The 19,691-nt window shown below is 72.9% G+C and carries 20 protein-coding genes; 12 read left to right on the top strand and 8 right to left on the bottom strand.

Going from position 1 to position 19,691, the window contains the following annotated elements; translation table 11 throughout:
- Positions 1-73: 73 nt before the first annotated feature.
- The 4 genes from ACZ5UI_RS15245 to ACZ5UI_RS15260 are packed head-to-tail and all read left to right on the top strand — an operon-like array spanning position 74 to position 3,005.
- Positions 74-943 carry a LysR family transcriptional regulator gene (locus ACZ5UI_RS15245; RefSeq protein ID WP_464188282.1) on the top strand — a complete coding sequence of 290 codons (870 nt, stop codon included), beginning with the start codon at positions 74-76 and terminating at the stop codon, positions 941-943.
- A 12-nt stretch (positions 944-955) separates the two neighbouring features.
- Positions 956-1,435, top strand: coding sequence for an amino acid kinase family protein (locus ACZ5UI_RS15250; protein WP_464188284.1), 480 nt, complete (start codon positions 956-958; stop codon positions 1,433-1,435).
- Between the two features lie 47 nt (positions 1,436-1,482).
- Complete coding sequence (locus tag ACZ5UI_RS15255) at positions 1,483-2,364, top strand: DMT family transporter (protein WP_464188286.1); 882 nt, start codon at positions 1,483-1,485, stop codon at positions 2,362-2,364.
- Positions 2,361-3,005 (top strand): GntR family transcriptional regulator, encoded by a 645-nt coding sequence (locus tag ACZ5UI_RS15260; RefSeq protein WP_464188288.1) that lies wholly within the window; start codon positions 2,361-2,363, stop codon positions 3,003-3,005. The genes ACZ5UI_RS15255 and ACZ5UI_RS15260 overlap by 4 nt, the downstream gene beginning before the upstream one ends.
- Here the strand turns inward: ACZ5UI_RS15260 and ACZ5UI_RS15265 are convergent.
- Positions 2,983-3,738, bottom strand: a complete 756-nt coding sequence (locus ACZ5UI_RS15265) for a methyltransferase domain-containing protein (RefSeq protein ID WP_464188290.1) — start codon at positions 3,736-3,738, stop codon at positions 2,983-2,985. The two genes, ACZ5UI_RS15260 and ACZ5UI_RS15265, sit on opposite strands and share 23 nt — an antisense overlap.
- Positions 3,739-3,752: 14 nt before the next feature.
- Complete coding sequence (locus ACZ5UI_RS15270; RefSeq protein WP_464188292.1) at positions 3,753-4,679, bottom strand: AraC family transcriptional regulator; 927 nt, start codon at positions 4,677-4,679, stop codon at positions 3,753-3,755.
- Between the two features lie 75 nt (positions 4,680-4,754).
- On the opposite strand from ACZ5UI_RS15270, the gene ACZ5UI_RS15275 reads away from it, so the two are divergent.
- Both ACZ5UI_RS15275 and ACZ5UI_RS15280 read left to right on the top strand, forming a co-directional pair.
- Entirely contained in the window at positions 4,755-5,669 is a 915-nt protein-coding gene (locus ACZ5UI_RS15275; RefSeq protein WP_464188294.1) for an NADP-dependent oxidoreductase, read from the top strand.
- A 39-nt stretch (positions 5,670-5,708) separates the two neighbouring features.
- A complete protein-coding gene (locus ACZ5UI_RS15280; protein ID WP_464188296.1) occupies positions 5,709-6,176 on the top strand; it encodes a methylated-DNA--[protein]-cysteine S-methyltransferase in 468 nt (155 codons plus the stop codon).
- Here the strand turns inward: ACZ5UI_RS15280 and ACZ5UI_RS15285 are convergent.
- The 4 genes from ACZ5UI_RS15285 to metK all read right to left on the bottom strand — a co-directional run bounded on the left by ACZ5UI_RS15285 (position 6,173) and on the right by metK (position 10,286).
- A complete protein-coding gene (locus tag ACZ5UI_RS15285) occupies positions 6,173-7,291 on the bottom strand; it encodes an HD-GYP domain-containing protein (protein WP_464188298.1) in 1,119 nt (372 codons plus the stop codon). The two genes, ACZ5UI_RS15280 and ACZ5UI_RS15285, sit on opposite strands and share 4 nt — an antisense overlap.
- A gap of 69 nt (positions 7,292-7,360) precedes the next feature.
- Entirely contained in the window at positions 7,361-8,185 is an 825-nt protein-coding gene (locus ACZ5UI_RS15290; RefSeq protein WP_464188300.1) for a methylenetetrahydrofolate reductase, read from the bottom strand.
- Positions 8,175-9,053: a bifunctional 5,10-methylenetetrahydrofolate dehydrogenase/5,10-methenyltetrahydrofolate cyclohydrolase gene (locus tag ACZ5UI_RS15295; protein ID WP_464188302.1), complete on the bottom strand. Its 879-nt coding sequence runs from the start codon at positions 9,051-9,053 to the stop codon at positions 8,175-8,177. The genes ACZ5UI_RS15290 and ACZ5UI_RS15295 overlap by 11 nt, the downstream gene beginning before the upstream one ends.
- 12 nt (positions 9,054-9,065) lie before the next feature.
- Positions 9,066-10,286 (bottom strand): methionine adenosyltransferase, encoded by a 1,221-nt coding sequence (metK, locus tag ACZ5UI_RS15300; protein ID WP_464188304.1) that lies wholly within the window; start codon positions 10,284-10,286, stop codon positions 9,066-9,068.
- 164 nt (positions 10,287-10,450) lie between these two features.
- Here metK and ACZ5UI_RS15305 point away from each other — a divergent pair, with 164 nt between their 5' ends.
- Genes ACZ5UI_RS15305 through ACZ5UI_RS15315 form a run of 3 tightly spaced genes read left to right on the top strand, consistent with a single transcriptional unit; the run spans position 10,451 to position 13,469 of the window.
- Entirely contained in the window at positions 10,451-11,950 is a 1,500-nt protein-coding gene (locus tag ACZ5UI_RS15305; RefSeq protein ID WP_464188307.1) for an SAM-dependent methyltransferase, read from the top strand.
- A gap of 17 nt (positions 11,951-11,967) precedes the next feature.
- Positions 11,968-12,870 carry a PfkB family carbohydrate kinase gene (locus ACZ5UI_RS15310; RefSeq protein ID WP_464188309.1) on the top strand — a complete coding sequence of 301 codons (903 nt, stop codon included), beginning with the start codon at positions 11,968-11,970 and terminating at the stop codon, positions 12,868-12,870.
- Positions 12,867-13,469, top strand: coding sequence for an adenylate kinase (locus tag ACZ5UI_RS15315; RefSeq protein ID WP_464188311.1), 603 nt, complete (start codon positions 12,867-12,869; stop codon positions 13,467-13,469). Before ACZ5UI_RS15310 ends, ACZ5UI_RS15315 begins: the two co-directional genes overlap by 4 nt.
- Here ACZ5UI_RS15315 and ACZ5UI_RS15320 read toward each other — a convergent pair.
- Positions 13,435-15,222, bottom strand: a complete 1,788-nt coding sequence (locus tag ACZ5UI_RS15320; RefSeq protein ID WP_464188313.1) for a GAF domain-containing protein — start codon at positions 15,220-15,222, stop codon at positions 13,435-13,437. The genes ACZ5UI_RS15315 and ACZ5UI_RS15320 overlap by 35 nt on opposite strands.
- A complete protein-coding gene (gene glnT / locus ACZ5UI_RS15325; RefSeq protein WP_464188315.1) occupies positions 15,189-16,565 on the bottom strand; it encodes a type III glutamate--ammonia ligase in 1,377 nt (458 codons plus the stop codon). Before glnT ends, ACZ5UI_RS15320 begins: the two co-directional genes overlap by 34 nt.
- 220 nt (positions 16,566-16,785) lie before the next feature.
- Here glnT and ACZ5UI_RS15330 point away from each other — a divergent pair, with 220 nt between their 5' ends.
- The 3 genes from ACZ5UI_RS15330 to ACZ5UI_RS15340 are packed head-to-tail and all read left to right on the top strand — an operon-like array spanning position 16,786 to position 19,690.
- Entirely contained in the window at positions 16,786-17,694 is a 909-nt protein-coding gene (locus ACZ5UI_RS15330) for a class II glutamine amidotransferase (protein WP_464188317.1), read from the top strand.
- Positions 17,691-18,386 carry a glutamate synthase gene (locus ACZ5UI_RS15335; protein ID WP_464188319.1) on the top strand — a complete coding sequence of 232 codons (696 nt, stop codon included), beginning with the start codon at positions 17,691-17,693 and terminating at the stop codon, positions 18,384-18,386. The genes ACZ5UI_RS15330 and ACZ5UI_RS15335 overlap by 4 nt, the downstream gene beginning before the upstream one ends.
- Positions 18,383-19,690: an FMN-binding glutamate synthase family protein gene (locus tag ACZ5UI_RS15340; protein WP_464188321.1), complete on the top strand. Its 1,308-nt coding sequence runs from the start codon at positions 18,383-18,385 to the stop codon at positions 19,688-19,690. The genes ACZ5UI_RS15335 and ACZ5UI_RS15340 overlap by 4 nt, the downstream gene beginning before the upstream one ends.
- Position 19,691: the final 1 nt, after the last annotated feature.

Genomic DNA, 19,691 nt, shown 5'->3' on the forward strand with positions numbered 1-19,691 from the left:
ATCGGTGCCGTGCGCGGCCAAGGGAAACAGCGCTCGGACGTCGCTTCACCACCGATCGTTGTGGGTGTCCGCGGTGCCTGACCTGCGTCAGCTGCGCACGTTCGTCGCGGTGGCCGAGGAGCGCAACTTCACGCGCGCGGCCGAGCGCCTGCACCTGGCCCAGCAGGCGGTGTCCAAGTCGGTCGCCCAGCTCGAGGCCGAGCTCGGGGTCGAGCTGCTGGAGCGCACGACGCGCGAGGTCCGCCTGACCGCGGCGGGCGCGTCGCTGCTGGAGGACGGACGCGAGCTGCTGGTCGCCGCCGACACGGCGTTCGCGCGCGCCGTCGAGGTCGGGCGCGGCCTGTCGGGCACGGTGCACGTCGGCGTGTCCCCGCCCATCGGGCCGGCGCTGCGCGAGCAGGTCGTGCGCGTGCTGCGCGACGGCGCGCCCGACCTGTCGGTGTCCGTGCTCGAGGTCCGCCCCGGCGACGTGGCCCGGATGCTGCACGACCGCGAGCTCGATCTGGTGCTGGCCCACACCTCGCGCAGCGGGCCCGAGGTCGATTCGGTCGCCCTGCGGCCGCTGCCCGCGCTGGCCGTGGTGCCCGAGGGCCACCGGCTGGCCGCGCGCGCGTCGATCCGGCTGGCCGATCTCGACGGCGAGCGGCTGCTGGTGCGCAGCCCGGTGGGGACGCCGTTCACCGACCTGCTGCTGGCCCAGGTCGCCGCCGCGGGTGCACACGTCGAGCCGGTCGAGGCGCGTGTGACCGGGGCGATGTCCTTCGAGGAGCTGGCCAGCACCCAGAGCGTGGCGCTGCGGGCGGTGGACTCCGCACCCAGCCGCGGCGTGGTCGAGGTCGCGCTGGAGGACGCGGTCACGCTCCCCCTGGTGCTGCTCTGGCGCGCCGGGTCGCCGTCGGCCGCGGTGCGCCGCGTGCGCGCAGCCTTCTCGTCTTCCGCGTAGGCTCGCGCTCGCATGCGGGTCGTCGCATCACTCGGGCTCCCACGGACCGATCCGATCGCGGCCGCCCGCGCGCTCGCGCAGGTCGCCGCCGAGCACGAGCTGGTGGTCACCCACGCGCCCGATCCGACGGACGGCCCGGCCGGCGCGATCGCCCGCGAGCTGGCCGCGCTGCTGCGCCCACGCGCGGTGGCCACGCTGCTGACCCAGACGGCCGCCGGCCCGGACGGCGCGCTGCACGTGGCCGAGCGCCAGGCGGTCGAGGCGCTCCTGGATGCGGGCATCGTCGCGGTCTGCGAAGCCGAGGACGACCGCTTCGACCCGGCCCTGGCCTCGGCCGCCCTGGCCACCGACCTGCACGCCGACGTCCTGCTGCTGCTCACGCCCGACCCGCTCGCGCCCAACCACGAGCTCGCCGCCGCCCGCTTCCGCCGAGCCGGAGGACACGCCGCCGTCGGGCGGCTGCACGACGCCGCCGCGCTCGTCGCCGCCTAGCACCCCGCTCGCGGCCGCCGTCAGATTGTGGAACAATTCCACATGTCATGGCCGCCGCCCGCCTCCAGGTCCTGCTCGCCGCGATCTGCTTCGGCACCACCGGCACCGCCCAGGCGCTCGGCCCGTCGGCCGATCCGCTGGCCGTGGGCTCGGCCCGCATCATCGTGGGCGGCGCGCTGCTGGTCCTCTGCGCCCGCGTGCTGCGCGCCGCCCTTCCGCGCAGCCCGCGCGTCGTGGCGGCGATCGCCGTGGCCATCGCGATCTACCAGCTGGCCTTCTTCGCCTCGGTCAACCAGACCGGCGTGGCGGTGGGCACCGTCGTGGCCATCGGCACCGGACCAGCCGTCGCGGGCCTGCTCGGCGCGCTGGTCAACGGCGAGCGCCTGACCGCCCGCTGGGCCGCGGCCACGACGCTCGCCGCCGTCGGGGTCGTCCTGCTCGTCGCCGCCGGCGGCAACGAGGCCGACGTGCACATCGGCGGCATCCTGCTGGCCGTGCTGGCCGGCAGCGGGTACGCCACGTACACGGTCATGGCCAAGCGCCTGCTCGACGGCGGCGCCGAGCCGATCGGCGTGATGGCCGCGGGCTTCGGCGGCGCCGGGATCCTGCTCGTGCCCGTCCTGCTGCTGGCCGGCCCCGGCTTCCTGGGCGAGGCGGGCGGCCTGGCCATGGTGCTCTACCTCGGCGCGATCCCCACGGCGCTGGCCTACGTCCTGTTCGCGCGCGGCCTGCGGCACCTGTCCAGCGGGGAGACCACCACGCTGGTGCTGGCCGAGCCGCTGACCGCGGTCATCCTCGGCGTCGTCGTGCTGGGCGAGCAACCCGGCACGATCGCCATCGCCGGCGCGGCGTTCGTGCTCGCGGGGCTGGCCGTGCTCGCCCTGCCCGGACGCCGACGCCCGATCCCCGCGGAGGTGCTTCCCGTTTGAGCGCCCTGCCGCGCGTGTCCGCCGTCGACGCCCTGGTGCTGGTGCTGCGCGAGCGGATCGTCGACGGCGAGCTGGCGCCGGGCGAGCGGCTGGTCGAACGCGAGCTGGTCGAGCGCTACGACGTCGCCCGCCACACGCTGCGCGCCGCGCTGCGCGTGCTGGCCGCCGAGGGCCTGATCACGATCGAGCCCAACCGCGGCGCCCGCGTCGCGCAGCTGGACCCCGCGGCGCTGCACGACCTGTTCGCGCTGCGCCTGGCCCTCGAGCGCGAGGCCGCGGCGCTCGCGCTGGCCGCCAACGACGAGCGCCTCCCCGCCGCCGTCCACGCCGCCGCCGAGCGCCTGTCCACGATCGCCGCCCGCCGCCGCGCGTCCTGGGCCGACGTGGCCGAGGCCCACAACGACGTGCACCGCGCGCTCGTGCACGCGGCCGGCGCGCCGCGCATCAGCCGGGCCTACGACGCGCTGGAGGCCGAGATGCGCCTGTTCGTCACGCAGCTGCGCCCGGCCTGGACGCGCGAGCGCCTCGGGCCCGACCACGTCGCGCTGCTGGCCGCCATCGAGCGCGACGGCCCCGACGTGCTGCGCGAGCACATGGCCGAGGCCGAGATCGCCCTCGCTAGAGCGGACGCCGCGCGTTGATGTTCAGGCGCACGTAGTCGAGCACCAGCGGGTCGCCCGCCTGGGCCAGCACGTCGGCGACGTAGGCGTCGTGCAGCGCCGCGGGCAGGTGCTCGAGCTGCGGGTTCAGGCAGATCGTGCGCACGAAGGCCTCGGGCTCCGGCGGCGTCGTCGCCCACTGCTGCAGCCAGGTCTCGACGTCGGTGAACCCCGCCGCCGCCAGGCGCTCCGCCGTGCGCTCGGCGTCCTGGTAGTTCCACACGCCGGTGAAGCCGGCCAGGTGCGCCGCGTAGGGCTCGCGCGCCGAGACGATCGCCGCGTGCTCGCGGAAGCGCGCGATGTTGCCCGCGCCACCGCACTGGGTGACCATCCGCCCGCCGGGCCGCAGCGCGGCAAACAGGCGCGCGAACAGCGCGTCGTGATCGGGGATCCAGTGGAAGACGGCACTGGAGAAGACGGCATCGACCGGCTCGTCGAGCTCGAGCCCCACCAGGTCGGAGGCGATCACGGTCGCGCGATCACCGAGCAGCGCGCGGGCCTCGGCCACCATCGAGGGCGCGCCGTCGACGGCGATCACCCGTCCGCGCGGCAGCCGATCGAGCAGCTTGACCGTCACCCGGCCCGAGCCGCAGCCCGCGTCCAGCACGGTCTCGTCACCGGTCAGCGCGAGGCGGTCGAACAGCCCTTCCGCCCAGTCCTGATGCACCGTCGAGACGCGGTGGTAGGTGCGCGCGTCGAAGTCCCGTGTCGACATACAGATGTACGCTATCACGTACGGAGGGCGGCTCGCCAGCGCCCCGGTGCGACGCCCTCGCGCCGCTTGAACGCCGCCGCGAACGAGAACTCCGACGCATAGCCGAGCGACTGCGCGATCGCCGCCAGCCCGGCGTCGCCGTCGCGCAGCTGCTCGCGGGCCAGCGCCATGCGCCAGTCGGTCAGGTAGGTCAGCGGCGCCACGCCGACCAGCTCGTGGAAGCGCCGCGCGAACGTGGCCCGCGAGAGCGCGGCCTCGGCGGCCAGCTCCGCCACCGTCCACGGGCGCTGCGGCTCGGCGTGCACCGCGCGCAGCGCCGTGCCGATCGCCGGATCGTCCATCGCCCGAAACCAGGCCGGCGCGGCCTCGACGTCCGCGGCCAACTGCTCGCGCAGCACCTGCACCAGCGCGACGTCGAGCAGGCGATCGAGCAGCGCCTGCTGGCCGGGCTCGGGCTGCAGCAGCTCGGCGCCCATGATGTCCATCGTCGCGCGCAGGGTCGAGCCGACCTTCGGGCGCAGGTGGATGACGTCGGGCAGCCCGGCCAGGAGCGGCCCGGCCAGGTCGCCGTCGAACTGGTAGGCGCCGCAGAAGAACACCGCGCCCGGGCCGTCGCCGCGATCGTCGATGCGCAGGGTGCGGGTGGCCGCGCCCATCGCGCCGGTGGCCCGCACCTCGGCCATCGGGCGACAGGCCGCCCCCGGAGCATGCGCCTGGCGATGCGCGACGGCGCCGCGGACGAGCACCAGGTCGCCGGCCAGCACGTGGCGGGCCCGCGCCGGATCGTCGGCCCACAGGTACGTCTCCCCCTCGACGATCCCGTGGACCGCGATCCCCTTCGACGGGCCGTAGGCGATACCCCAGGCCCCGCGGACCGTGGAGCGCGAGAACGCGGCACCCCGCGCACGCGAGCGTTGCAGCAGATCCGTGAGAACGTCCATCTGCTGAGACGATTGCATATGGATACGCACAATTCCAGCATGGATAGCCGCACCAGCATGCGCTGAACTGTGCGTATGTCCAAAGCAGTCCGCCTCCACGAATACGGCCACGTCGACGTCCTGCAGGTCATCGACGTCCCCGATCCCACCCCCGGCGCGGGCGAGGTGCTCGTGCGCGTCAAGGCCGCCGGCATCAACCCCGGCGAAGCCTCGATCCGCGAGGGCCTGCTCGACGCCGTCTGGCCCTCGACCTTCCCGTCGGGCGAGGGCAGCGACCTGGCCGGCGTGGTCGAGGCCGTCGGCGCCGGCGTGACCGCCTGGCAGCCCGGCGACGAGGTCCTCGGCTGGAGCGACCAGCGCTCCAGCCATGCGGAGCTGGTCGTCGTCGGCGCCGACCAGCTGACGGCCAAGCCGCCGTCGGTCCCCTGGGAGGTGGCCGGCGCGCTGTACGTCGTCGGCGCCACCGCGTGGGCCGCGGTCCGCGCCGTCGCGCCCCAGGCGGGCGAGACCGTGGTGATCTCCGGCGCCGCGGGCGGCGTCGGCTCGCTGGCCGTGCAGCTGGCCCGCCGCACCGGCGCCCGCGTCATCGGCCTGGCCAGCGCGGCCAACCACGACTGGCTGCGCGCCCACGACGTGATCGCGGTGGCCTACGGCGACGGCGTGGCCGACCGCATCCGCGCCGCGGCACCCGACGGGGTCGACGCCTTCGTCGACACGTTCGGCGGCTACCTGGACCTGGCGCTCGTCGACCTCGGCGTCGCCCCCGACCGCGTCAACACGATCATCCCGCCCGAGCGCCGCGACGGCGTCAAGGGCGAGGGCAGCCTGGCCGGCACCTCGGCCGAGGTCCTGGCCGAGCTGGTCGGGCTGATCGCCGCCGGCGACCTCGAGCTCCCGATCGCCGCGACGTACCCGCTTGACCAGGTGCGCGAGGCCTTCGACGAGCTGGCCAAGCGCCACACCCGGGGCAAGATCGTGCTGCTGCCCTGACCGCCTCACGTGAGCGGCCCGCGTAGCGTCTGCCCCGCGATGGACGCGCGCTGGACGATCCTCGACAGCCCGATCGGGCCGCTCACGCTGACCGCCACGCCGCGGGGGCTGAGCGGCGTGCACTTCGCCAACGAGCGCGTCGCGCCCGACCCCGCCGCCCGCGACGACGCCGCGCTGGCCGTCGCCCGCACGCAGCTGGAGGAGTACTTCGCCGGCACCCGCCGGGTCTTCGACCTCGCGCTCGACCACGCCGGGACGCCGTTCCAACGGCGCGTGTGGTCCGCCGTCCAGGCCGTGCCCTACGGCGAGACGACGACCTACCGCGCGGTGGCCGGCCAGCTCGGCGACCCGCGCCTGAGCCGGGCGGTCGGCACCAGCAACGGCCGCACCCCGATCCCGATCGTCATGCCCTGCCACCGCGTGGTGGGCAGCGACGGTCGCCTGACCGGGTACCGAGGCGGGCTGGAGGTCAAGCGCGCGCTGCTGGATCTCGAATCAGGACACTAAGCAGCCAGCGCCGTCTGCAGCGCGTAGGGCTCGCCGAGGTTGACCTCGCGCTCGATCACCGCGCCGCCCTCGCGCACCCGCACCGTCGGCTGGTAGGGCCGCGCCGGATCGACGGCGACGACGACCGCGTCGCGCCCGTCGGACAGCTCGACCTGGTGGCCGACCGGATAGGGCATCACCAACCGGCAGAAGGTCTCCACCATCGGCGGGTTGAACTGCGTGCCCGCGCCGTCGCGCACGATCCGCACGCCGACGTGCGGCGGCTGGGCGGCCTTGTAGGGCCGCACGGAGCAGACCGCGTCGTAGGTGTCGGCGATCGCGGCCAGGCAGGCGAAGTCCTGGATGCGCTCGCCGCGCACGCCGTTGGGGTAGCCCAGCCCGTCCCAGCGCTCGTGGTGGGACTGGATCACGCCGAGCGAGATCATCGACATCTCGGTGCCGACGAGCATCTCGCGGCCGAGCGTCGGGTGGCGCTCCATCTCGACGCGCTCCTCGGGCGTCAGCCGGCCGGGCTTGTCGAGGATCGCGCGGTCGATCTGCAGCTTGCCGATGTCGTGGATCAGCAGCCCGAGGCCGAGCTGGGCCAGCAGCCGCTCGATGCCGTCGTAGCGCGGGCGGCCGCGGTAGTCGGTCCAGCCGTGGCGGCGCCAGTGGTGCGAGGCGAGCAGGACGCCGAGCGTGCACACCCGCACCGAGTGCTCGTGCGTGTACTGGTCCGACGTGCTCATCTCGTTGAGCGCGTAGACCGCGGCGGGCGCGTCGACCAGATGCCCGGCGATCGCGTCGGCCACCTGGGACAGCTCGGCGATGTCGGCGTCGCTCAGCGTCCGGCCCAGCTCCAGCCGCCGGCGGGCGGTGGCCAGCGTCGAGATCACCGTGGCCTGCGCGTCGTCGCGCAGGCCGGCGGGCAGCGGGTCGTTGGGCTCGACGCCCTCCGACAGCGCGCCATCGTCGATCCACACCGCGCCCACCCCGCGCCGGCGCAGGCTCTCGCGCAGCGACGCGCTCAGCGTGGCGCCGACGCGCACGAGCGGCGCGGTCCCGGGCGCGCCGACGCGCACCTCGCGCGCCAGGATCGCGTCATCCGCCAGGAGCTCGACCGGTACCAGTCGCATGGGGAACTGAGACGGCTGCGTCCGCTCCGAGCTTGACGAAGCCCGGCCGTTTCAGGACAAGTGTCCGCCTTATGACAGCGCGCGGGCCTCGGCGGCCAGCCGATTGCGCTCGAAGGCGATCGTGTCCTGCAGCTTGTTGAACGTGTACCAGTGCAGTCCGGCCAGGCCCAGCTGCGGGTCCCCGACGCGAGGCGCGAGCGCGCCGTGCAGCCGCTCGGCCGCGTGCACGGGGCTGCTGAACAGCCGTCGCAGCCCGCGCTGCTTGCGCAGGAACGAGACCGATGCGCCCACGCCGACGCGCATCGACACCTCCAGCAGCCGCTTGCGATCCACCGCGCCGGGGATGCCGGCGTAGATCGGCAGCGCCAGCCCGGTCGCGCGCGCCTCGGCGATCCAGGCGATCAGCTTGCCCGGGTCGAAGCACAGCTGGGTGACCACGTAGTCGGCCAGCGCGCCCTTCTCGGCCAGCACGCGCTGGAGCGTCGGCGGGTCGATCAGCGGATGGCCCTCGGGGTAGGCGCCGATGCCGATGCGCGCGGGGCGGTGCCGGTGCTCGTGCAGGACCTCGAGCAGCAGCGCGGCCGAGTGGTACGGCCCGTGCGGGTCGGGCGCGTCACCGCCGATCAGGAAGACGTCGCGGATCCCGGCCGCGTGCATCTGGCCCAGCAGCTCGTCGAGGTGGGCCTCGTCGCGCACCTGGCGCGCGGCCAGGTGGACGACCGCGTCGTGGCCGTGACCGGCCAGCCGGGTGGCCACCTCGAGCGTGCGATCGATCCCGTGGCGGGGCGAGCAGGTGACGGTGATCGTCACCGGGTGGTCGAGCGCCAGCGCCTCCTCCTCCCCGGTGCCGAAGGGCAGGATCTCGAAGCGCGAGTGCCGCGGGTCAGCGCTCACCGACGGCCTCCAGGCGGCGCGTGTGCCAGGCCAGCTCCTGCAGGCGGACGGCCTGCACGGTGTTGGCCAGCAGCATGGCGATGGTCATCGGGCCGACGCCGCCGGGGACCGGGGAGATGCGTGACGCGATCGGCGCCACCTCGTCGAAGACGACGTCGCCGGAGAGTCCGTCGGCCGTCCGGTGGATGCCCACGTCGATGACCGTCGCGCCGGGCTTGACGTGGTCGCGCGTGATCAGGCCGCGCGCGCCGGCGGCCACGACGAGGATGTCGGCCCGCCGGGTCATCGCGCGTAGGTCGCGCGTGCCCTTGTGGCAGCTGGTCACCGTGGCGTCGCGCTCCAGCAGCATCTGGGCCTGTGGGCGCCCGACCAGGTCCGAGCGGCCGACGACGACCGCCTCGACGCCCTCGATCTCGACGTCGTAGGCGTCCAGCAGCGCCATCACGCCGGTCGGCGTGCACGGGCGCAGGCCCGGCTCGTCCAGCGTCAGGCGCCCGGCGCTCTCCGAGGTCAGCCCGTCGACGTCCTTGTCGGGATCGATCAGCGAGATCAGCCGCCGGGCGTTGAGCTGTGGCGGGAGCGGCAGCTGGAGCAGGATCCCGTGGACGGTCCGATCGGCCGACAGCGATCGGATCAGCGCGGCCACCTCGGCCTGGGTGACGTCCCCGGGCAGGCGATGGTGCAGGTCGCGCATGCCCACCTCGACGCACATGCGGCGCTTGCGCGTGACGTAGATCTCCGACGCCGGGTCGTCCCCGACGAGGATCGTGGCCAGCGTCGGCGGCGCCGACATCGAGCGCACCTGGCGCTCGACGTCGGCGCGCACGCGGGCGGCGACCGCGGTGCCGTCGATCAGCTCTGCGGTCATCGTCCGTGTCGCTCAGGCGATCGCGGGCTCGGCCAGGCCGGCGGCGTCGGCCAGGGCCTCGGCACGGTCGGTCCGCTCCCACGTGAAGTCCGCGTCGTCGCGGCCGAAGTGGCCGTACGCGGCGGTCTTCTGGTAGATCGGCCGATGCAGATCGAGGTACTCACGGAACGCGCCCGGACGCAGGTCGAAATGCTCGTTGACCAACTCCGCGATCCGGCCCCGGCCGATCTTCTCCGTCCCGAACGTCTCGACCATCACCGACACGGGATGCGCGACACCGATCGCGTAGGCCACCTGCACCTCCGCCCGATCCGCCAACCCCGCAGCCACGATGTTCTTGGCCACATACCGCGCCGCATACGCCGCCGAGCGATCCACCTTGCTCGGGTCCTTGCCCGAGAACGCGCCACCGCCGTGACGAGCCATCCCACCGTAGGTGTCCACGATGATCTTCCGCCCGGTCAGGCCGCAGTCACCGACCGGGCCGCCGATCACGAACCGGCCCGTCGGATTGACCAGAAACTCCTTGGCCAACGCGTTCTCATCGAACAGATCGGCGGGCAGCACCGGCAGGACGACCTGCTCCCACAAGTCCTTGCGGATCTGGTCGTTCGTCGCACTGTCGGCATGCTGCGTGCTGATCAACAGCTTCTCGATCGCCACCGGCCGACCATCGACATAACGGACCGACACCTGCGTCTTGCCATCCGGACGCAGATAGCCCACCGACCCGTCCTTACGCACATCAGCCAACCGCTTGGCCAACTTGTGCGCCAAGCTGATCGGCAACGGCATCAACTCCGCCGTCTCATTGGACGCGTAGCCGAACATCATCCCCTGATCGCCCGCACCAGCGATGTCCAACTCACCCGAATCGCCGCCCTCACGCGTCTCCAACGCCGCATCCACACCCTGCGCGATATCCGCAGACTGCTTGTCGATCGCGTTGATCACCGCACACGAATCCGCACTGAACCCCAGATCCGCATCGACATAGCCGATCTTTCGGATCGCCGACCGCGCAATGTCCTGCACATCGACATAGGTCGACGTGGAGATCTCACCCGAGACCACCACGAGGCCGGTGTTGACCAGCGTCTCGCACGCGACACGGCCGGTCGGATCGTCCCGCAGGACCGCATCCAGGACGCCGTCAGAGATCTGATCGGCGACCTTGTCGGGATGTCCCTCGGTCACCGACTCCGAGGTGAACAGGTACTCGCTCTCGCTCATGGCCAGGACCGTAGAGCGGCCTCCTCCCCGCCTGCGCCTCTCGAAGGGAGGGGATTTGCGCCCTTCGCGGAGGGGGCCTGCCCGCCCGACCTATCCGTTGGGTGAGGCAATACCGCCCCATCGGCCGTCGCGCCGAGCGGACCCCGGCCGGGAGCATGCCCACCATGCTGATCCAGCTCAGTTGCGTCGGACGGGCCGACCCCAACGACCTCGCCACCATCCTCCCCGCGCTGGCCGAGGCGACCGACGCGCCCGACCTCGACCACTCGCGTCTGGCGGCCGTCCTGGACTGGGTCCAGTACCGCAAGAACTTCCGCGCGCCGGTGATGGTGCGCCCGTTCGGGCGCGAGCCGGGCAGCCCCGACGTGGGGCCGCTGGCCGAGATCGCCATCGACGTGCGCCGGGCCAAGGAGATCCCCCACGACGAGCTCGTCGCGCAGATCGCCGACCGCGTGCGCAAGGCGCTAGGCATCGTCCCCGACGTGCACGAGTGCGTCCACCTCGAGGAGTGGGTGCGCCCGTCCAAGAGCGTGGTCTGGTCGTTCAACCGCTCCTACTGGCGCCATCTGGCCGCCTGGGACGAGACCTTCCAGCAGGACTACGCAGCCGCGCTGCCCGGCGGCGTCTCGGACGGCACGAACCCCGCCTTCTGGGCCGAGCAGGTCGACACGTTCCTGGACACGCTCGATCGCCTGGACGAGTGGTCCGAGCTGCCCGACGAGATCCCCGTGCTCGAGTTCGGCGTGGGCGACGGCCAGCAGGCCAAGGTGTGGCTGGACACGTTCGCCGCCGGATGCGCCGCCCGCGGACGCGACTACCTGTCCCGCGTGCGCTACGTGATGGCCGACTACTCGCCGCACGTGCTGCAGCGCGCCCGCCAGGCGCTGGCCGCCTACGACGACCGCGTCGAGTGCCTCGAGCTGGACTTCCGCAACCCCGTGCTCGGCCTCGGCCACCTGCGCGGCAAGGTGCTGTTCGTCCACGCCTGCAACCTGTACGACAACCTCCCCACCGACGAGCTGATGCGCGTCGGCGACCGTGCCTACGAGCCGCTCGTGCGCGCGTCGATCACCCCGGGCGAGATCGCCACGATCGCCCGCGACCACGGCGTGGCCGAGGCCGACATCGTCTGCACGGTCCAGCGCATCCTGCGCGACGGGCCCGCCGCCCACGGCGAGCTGAGCGCCGGCGTGCGCTTCTGGGCCGACGTGTGGGACGCCGTCCACCTCGAGGAGCTGTACGTCGAGGTGCCCGCCCCCGCGGCCCGGCGGGTCGCGCCCAGCGCCGACGTCCATCTCGACGAGCTGCTCGACGGCCTGCCCGAGTGGACCCGCGTGCACATGTCCACCGTCGCGGTCGAGAGCTTCGCCCAGACGCTGGCGCTGCTGCACCAGGACGGCCTGCTCGTGGCCCAGGACATCTTCGTGCGCGACACCAGCCAGTACGCCGCCTTCCGCGGCCCCGGCAAGCTCGAGGGCTCGATCCTCAACTGGCTCAACGGCCCGATCTTCCAGCTCGTCGGGGAGCGCAGCGGCTTCCGCGTGGGCGTCCAGCCGTTCGCCCATCGCGACCGCTCCAACACCGTCGTCCTGACCGCGCGTCCGCGCGACGCCTACACCCGGCCGGCCGCGGAGCCCGTGCAGCCGCTCGCCGTCGTCGCCTGATCCGAGAGGACCTCACCATGAGCATCACCGTCGTCGGTTCCCTGGCCTTCGATGCCGTCAAGACGCCCTTCGGCGAGCGCGAGCGCATGCTCGGCGGCGCGGCCACGCACTTCGCCCTGTCGGCCTCGCTGTTCGACGAGGTCAACGTCGTCGGCCCGGTGGGCGACGACTTCGGCGACGCCGAGCTGGCCGTCCTGGGCACCCGCGGCACGAACCTCGACGACGTCGAGCGCGTGGCCGGCGGCAAGACGTTCTTCTGGGCCGGCGAGTACCACTGGGACATGAACTCGCGCGACACGCTGGACACCCAGCTGGGCGTGTTCGAGACGTTCGCGCCCAAGCTGTCGGCCACCTCGCGCGCCGCCGAGGTGCTGTTCCTGGCCAACATCCAACCGTCGCTGCAGCTCGACGTGCTCGAGCAGATGGACGGCCCCCGCTTCACCGCGCTGGACTCGATGGACCTGTGGATCAACATCGCCCGCGACGATCTCGTCAAGGTCATCGAGCGCGTCGACTGCCTGATCCTCAACGACGCCGAGATCCGCATGCTCACCGGGAAGCCGAGCCTCGTCGCGGCGGCCAACGAGCTGCTGGCCATGGGCCCGTCCGTGGTGATCGCCAAGCAGGGCGAGTACGGCGCCGTGGCCATCTCCGCGGACACGTACTTCTCGCTGCCGGCCTTCCCGTTGGAGACCGTCGTCGATCCGACCGGCGCCGGCGACACGTTCGCGGGCGGCTTCGTCGGCGCGATCGCCACCGGCACCGACCTGCGCAGCGCGGTGGCCTACGGCACCGCGGTGGCGTCCTTCAACGTCGAGGAGTTCGGCACCGAGCGCGTCGCCCGCCTGACCCGCGACGAGGTCGACGCCCGCGTGGCCGAACTGCACGCGCTGACGACTTTCGATTTGCTTCCTGCGTGAACGAGAGTCCCACCAACGTCATCCTCCTCGGGCCGCCCGGCGCGGGCAAGGGCACGCAGGCCGCCCGCCTGCGCACCAATCCGTCCCTGCTGTACCTGGCCACGGGAGACATCCTGCGGGCCGCGGTGGCCGACGACTCAGCGCTCGGCCGGCAGGCCAAGGCGTTCATGGACGCGGGCGACCTGGTACCCGACGCGCTGATCGTCGACGTGATCGCCGACGCGCTGCGCGACGCCAACCCGGACTGCGGGTTCCTGCTCGACGGGTTCCCGCGCACGGTGGCCCAGGCCGAGGCGCTCGACGCGGCGCTGGCCGAGCTGGGCCGCGCGCTGGACGCCGCGGTCCTGCTGGAGCTGGACGACGACGAGGCGGTCCGGCGGATCATCGGCCGCGCCGCCGACCAGCAGCGCGCCGACGACACCGAGGAGACCGCCCGCCGGCGCCTGGTCGTCTACCACGAGCAGACCGATCCGGTGGCCGGCTACTACGCCCGTCAGGAGCGGCTGCACCGCATCGACGGCGGCGGCACCGAGGACGCGGTCTACGCGGAGATCTGCGCCGTGCTCAAGAGCTCGGACGGCGCGCCCGCGCCAGCTTGATCACCAGCTGCAGCGACAGCAGGTCCTCGTCCTCCAGCGACAGCCCGCTGATCTCCTCGACGCGCTGCAGCCGCTGGCGCAGCGTGTTGACGTGGATGTTCAGCGTGCGCGCCGTGGGCGCGTAGGCGCGGCCGGACTCCAGGTAGCGCTCCAGCGTGGGCAGCAGGTTGGCCTGCCGGCGGCGGTCGTAGGCGGCCAGCGCGGCGACGGCCTCGTGCAGGTGGTCGCGCGGCGCGTCCTGGTCGAGCAGGTGCGTGAGGTAGCGGTAGGCCCCGGCGTCGCGATGCAGCATCGCCGCGGGCGTCTCGTTCAGCGCCTGGGCCAGCCGTGACGCGTCGACCGCCTCGGTCAGCGAGCGCGCGGCCCCGGCCGCGCCGCCGCGCCCGTCGCTGAGCCCGATCGCGGCGCCGTGCGCGCCGGCGATGCGCTCCAGCACGCTGAGCAGCTCGCGGCTGGGCGCCGGGCCGTGCTCGGCCACCGGCAGCAGGCAGCGCAGCTCGCCGGCGCCCAGGTCACACAGCGCGCCGGGCACCGCGGCGCGCAACGTGCGCTCGACCCGCGGCCCATCGGTCTCCCAGTCGGCGTCGGCCGCGGCGTCGAAGGGGCGCGCGTGGACGATCACGTGGGCCCGCTCCAGGTCCACGCCGGCGCTGCGCGCGCGGCCCAGCGCGCGCGCCTCGTCGCCGCGGCCCAACGCGTCGAACAGCTCGCGCGCGACGTTCTCCACGGTCAGGTGCTCGATCAGGTCCGCCTTCTCCAGGGCCAGTGCCAGCAGGTGGCCCAGCGCCCGGGCCAGCTCGGCGCCGTGCGCGCGCCACGGCTCGCGCGCGGCGACGAGCAGGACGCCGCGCTGCTCGTTGCCGGCGCTCAAGGGGATCGCCATCGCCGCGCCGGGCGTCTCGTCCAGCCCCAGCTCGCGCCCGACCGTCTCCAGCCGCGAGGCGTCGACCGCCGGTGAGGCGAGCAGGTCGAGCACGACGCGCGCGCTGGCCCCCTCGGTGAGCGGCGGGTCGGCGGGCGGATCCTCGGCCACCGCGCGCAGGCGATCGTCGGCGTCCAGCTCGTACAGGCGCGCGTGGTCACAGGGCAGCAGCTCGCGCGCGCCGGCCAGCGCCAGCCGGTACAGCTCGGCCCGGTCGACCGCTCCGGCCAGCCGCTGGGCCAGGTCGGTCCAGCGCGTCAGCGCCTGGACGCGCAGCTCGGACTCCTCGAACAGCTTGGCGTTCTCGATCGCGCCGGCGACCAGCGCCGCCGCGCGCGTGAGCACCAGGATGATCGCCTCGTCGAACTCGCGCGGCGCCTCGGTGTGCAGGACGATCGCGCCGAGCGCCTGCTGGTTGCGCGCCGGGATCGGCACGGCGACCATCGATTGGAAGCGCTCCTCCTCCAGCTCGGCCACGTAGACGGTGCGCGGGTCGTTCATCGCCTCGTCGCGGATGAACCCGGGCTGGCCGTTGCGCACGCTCCAGCCCGCCAGCCCCTCGTCGACGCCGAAGCGCACCCGCCCGATCAGGTGCGCGTAGACCGGCGACGCGGCGCGCAGCCGCAGCTCGTCGTCCTCCAGCAGGTAGACGAAGCAGGCGTGGCAGGCCGTCGCCCGCGTGAGCAGGTCGACGACCCGGGCCAGCACCTGCTGGAGGTCCGGCGTCGAGCTGATGATCGCGACGACGGCCGAGAGCGTCTCGTTCTCGAGCCGCAGCTGCGACGCATCGGGCGGGCCTAGAACAGCTGGAGGTAGCGCTTCAGCTCCCAATCGGTCACCTGGTTGTGCGCCTGCTCCCACTCGGCCTTCTTCGTCGAGACGTAGTAGTCGAGGTAGTCCTCGCGCCCGCAGGAGCCCAGGGCCGCGCGCAGGACATCGTCGGCCTCCAGCTCGCGCATCGCGTCCAGCAGGTTGCCGGGCAGCGTGTCGATCCCGCGCTCGGCCCGGTCGGCGGCCGACAGCTCGTGCAGGTTCAGGCCGGAGCTGGGGGTGCCCGGGTCCAGCCCGCGCTCGATGCCGTCCAGGCCGGCGGCCAGCACCGCCGTGGCGGCCAGGTACGGGTTGCAGGAGCCGTCGACCGTGCGGTCCTCGATGCGGCCGGGGCCGGGGATGCGCAGCATCTGCGTGCGGTTGTTGTTGCCGTAGCTGATGTACACGGGCGCCCAGGCCGAGCCGCTCTGCGAGCCGATCACCAGGCGCTTGTAGGAGTTGACGGTCGGCGCGGTCAGGCCGATGTAGGCGCGCGCGTGCGCCTTCAGACCGCCCAGGAAGTGGTAGGCCGTCTGGGACAGGCCCAGCCCGTGAGCGTCCTCGGCCGGGTCGGCCTCGAAGACGTTGACGCCGTCCTTCCACAGGCTCATGTGGAAGTGGCAGCCGTTGCCGGTCAGGTGGCCGAACGGCTTGGGCATGAAGGTGGCGATCAGGCCGCGCTGCTGGGCCAGCGTCTCGACCATGTAGCGGAAGAACACCGCCCGGTCGGCCGTGGTCAGCGCGTCGGCGAAGCCCCAGTTCTGCTCGAACTGGCCGTTGGCGTCCTCGTGGTCGGTGGCGTAGTTGTCCCAGCCCAGCGCGGTGAGGTGGTCGGCCACCTCGGTGACGAAGTCCAGGTTGCGCGTCAGCGCGCGCATGTCGTAACAGGGCTGGTCGAGGGTGTCGAGCTTGTCGGCCACCTCGATGCCGCCGTCCTCGGTCTGGCGCACGAGGAAGTACTCCAGCTCGGCGCCGATCTTGAACTCGTAGCCCAGGTCCGCCGCGCGCTTGAGCTGGTTGCGCAGGATCGTGCGCGGGTCGTAGCCCCACTGCTCGCCCTCGACCTCGATGTCGCAGGCCATCCGCGCGATGTCCGGGCGCCAGGGCAGCGGGGTGAAGCTGCGCGCGTCCGGCATCGCGGCCAGGTCGGGATCGTTGGGCCGCTGGCCGATGTCGCCCGCCGCCGCGCCCGCGAATCCGGCGCCGTCGCTGAACAGGTCGTCGAGATGATGCGCCGGCACGAGCTTCGCGTTCGGCTTGCCGTGCATGTCGACGAACTGGGCGAAGATGAAGCGCACGCCGTTGTCGGCGACGAAGGCCCGAACGTCGTCGGCGGTGGTCGGAAGTGCTGGCACGGTGCTCACGAGCTCCTGGGTTCTAGGTCGGGCGACCAATCCAACCGGGCATGGAGGATCCAGACAATGTGGACATCCTCCGCATCCCGGTCGTCCGGCGTGGAGCTAGCCCACAATACCTCGCCGGACTCGCCAACAGATGTAGACGATTCATCTACAGCAACTGGGGCAAGTGTGCGCCTGTGTGCCATGGAAGGTCCATGTGGGGCGGCGTAGCTTCCCGATCCACATGTGCGGCATCGTCGGAATCTTCTGCAAGACCCCCGCCATCGAGCACCAGCTCGGGCAGCTCGTCGGCGACATGCTCGTCCAGATGGGCGATCGCGGCCCCGATAGCGCGGGCGTGGCCATCTATCGCGACCCCGTCGCGGCGGGCGCCAGCAAGCTGTCGCTGTACGCGACCGACCCGGGCGTGCGCTGGCCCGACGTCGAGGAGGCGGCCGCGGCCGCCCTGGGCGTCAGCCGCAGCGTGCCGGTCACCGCGCGCCACCTGCTGCTCGACGTCGAGGTCGAGCCCAGCGAGGCGCAGGCCTGGGCCGAGGCAGCGCTGCCCGGCGTGACCGTCATGAGCACCGGCCAGAAGATCGAGATCTACAAGGAGGCCGTGCGCCCCCGCGAGTTCGTCGACACGTTCGGCATCGCCTCGATGGCCGGCTCGCACGCGATCGGCCACACGCGCATGGCCACCGAGTCGAAGGTCACCACCGACGGCTCGCACCCCTTCTCCACCGGCATGGACCTGTGCCTGGTGCACAACGGCTCGCTGTCCAACCACAACCGGCTGCGCCAGGAGCTGCGCCGCGAGGGCATCGCCTTCCGCACCGAGAACGACTCCGAGGTCGCCGCCGGCTACCTGACCTGGCGGATGCGCGAGGGCGCGACGCTCGAGCAGGCCCTCGAAGGCTGCCTGGAGGACCTCGACGGCTTCTACACCTTCGCCGTCGGCACCTCGGACGGCTTTGCGGTGCTGCGCGACCCGATCGCCTGCAAGCCCGCGGTGATGGCCGAGACCGACGAGTACGTGGCGATCGCCTCGGAGTACCGCGCGCTGGCCGAGCTGCCCAACGCGGGCGACGCGACCGTGTGGGAGCCCAGCCCCGGCGTCGTCTACAGCTGGGGCGCGGTGACCACCGCATGAGCGCGTCGACCGACGTCGTCGACGTCGACCTGGCCACCACCAGCGTCCGCGACCTCAACCAGTCGCTGCACGAGGCCAGCGAGGGCCGCTTCCTCGTGCGCAACCCGCGCGGCGTGCACGCCATCGCCGCCGGCGTGAAGGCCCCGCTGGAGATCGACATCGACGGGCACGCGGGCTACTACTGCGCCGGGATGAACCAGCAGGCCACCGTGCGCGTGCACGGCAGCTGCGGCGTCGGCGTGGCCGAGAACATCATGTCCGGCCGCGTCGAGGTCGACGGCGACGCCAGCCAGTCGGCCGGCGCCACCGGCCACGGCGGCCTGGTCGTCGTCCACGGCAACGCCTCGGCCCGCTGCGGGATCTCGATGAAGGGCGTCGACATCGTCGTGCGCGGCTCCGTCGGGCACCTGAGCGCCTTCATGGCCCAGAAGGGCCGGCTCGTCGTGTGCGGGGACGCGGGCGACGCGCTGGGCGACTCGATCTACGAGGCCCACCTGTACGTGGCGGGCTCGGTGGCCAGCCTGGGCGCCGACTGCATCGAGAAGGAGCTCCTCCCCTTCCACGCCCAGGAGCTGACCGAGCTGCTGGCCGCCGCGGGCATCACCGACCTCGACGCCGGCGACTTCCGCCGCTACGGCTCGGCCCGCCAGCTGTACACCTTCAACGTCGACGATGCGGGGGCCTACCGATGAGTTCCTGGTCCCTGCGCGAGTCGGCCACGTTCGACCGCGGCACGATCGCCGAGATCCAGCGCGCGGCCCGCGAGGGCATCTACGACATCCGCGGCCACGGCGCCAAGCGCAAGGTGCCGCACTTCGACGACCTGCTGCTGCTGGGCGCGTCGATGTCGCGCTATCCGCTGGAGGGCTACCGCGAGCGCTGCGCGACCGACGTCGTGCTCGGCTCGCGCTTCGCGGCCAAGCCGATCCACCTGGACATCCCGATCACGATCGCGGGCATGAGCTTCGGCGCGCTCTCGGCCCAGGCCAAGGAGGCGCTCGGTCGCGGAGCCTCGGCGATGGGCACGTCGACCACGACCGGCGACGGCGGCATGACGCCCGAGGAGCGCCTGTCCTCCGACAAGCTCGTCTACCAGCTGCTGCCGTCGCGCTACGGCATGAATCCCGACGACCTGCGCAAGGCCGACGCGATCGAGATCGTCATCGGCCAGGGCGCCAAGCCGGGCGGCGGGGGCATGCTGCTGGGGCAGAAGATCTCCGACCGCGTCGCCGAGATGCGCGATCTGCCCAAGGGCATCGATCAGCGCTCGGCCTGCCGGCATCCCGACTGGACCGGTCCCGACGACCTGGAGATCAAGATCCAGGAGCTGCGCGAGATCACCGACTGGCAGGTCCCGATCTTCATCAAGGTCGGCGCGTCGCGGCCCTACTACGACACGGCGCTGGCCGTGAAGTCGGGCGCCGACGTCGTCGTGCTCGACGGCATGCAGGGCGGCACCGCCGCCACGCAGGAGGTGTTCATCGAGCACGTCGGCATCCCCACGCTGGCCGCGATCCCGCAGGCCGTCGAGGCGCTGCAGGAGCTGGGCATGCACCGCCAGGTGCAGCTGATCGTCTCCGGGGGCATCCGCTCCGGCGCCGACTGCGCCAAGGCCCTGGCCATGGGCGCCGACGCGGTGTCGATCGGCGTGGCCGCCCTGATCGCGATCGGCGACAACGCGCCCGAGCTCGACGAGGACTACGCCCAGATCGGCTCGGCCGCCGGCTTCTACGACGACTGGCACGCGGGCAACGACCCGGCGGGGATCCTCACGCAGGATCCCGCCCTGGCCGAGCGCCTGGATCCCGAGCTGGGCGGCCGTCGCCTGGCCAACTTCCTGCGCACGATGACGCTCGAGACGCAGACGCTCGCGCGCGCGTGCGGCAAGTCCCATGTCCACAACCTGGAGCCCGAGGACCTCGTGGCCTTGACCGTCGAGGCGGCCGCGATGGCGCGGGTGCCGCTGGCGGGCACGACCTGGGTCCCGGGGCGCTGAC

It is taken from the genome of Conexibacter sp. JCM 18997 (genome assembly GCF_055391915.1).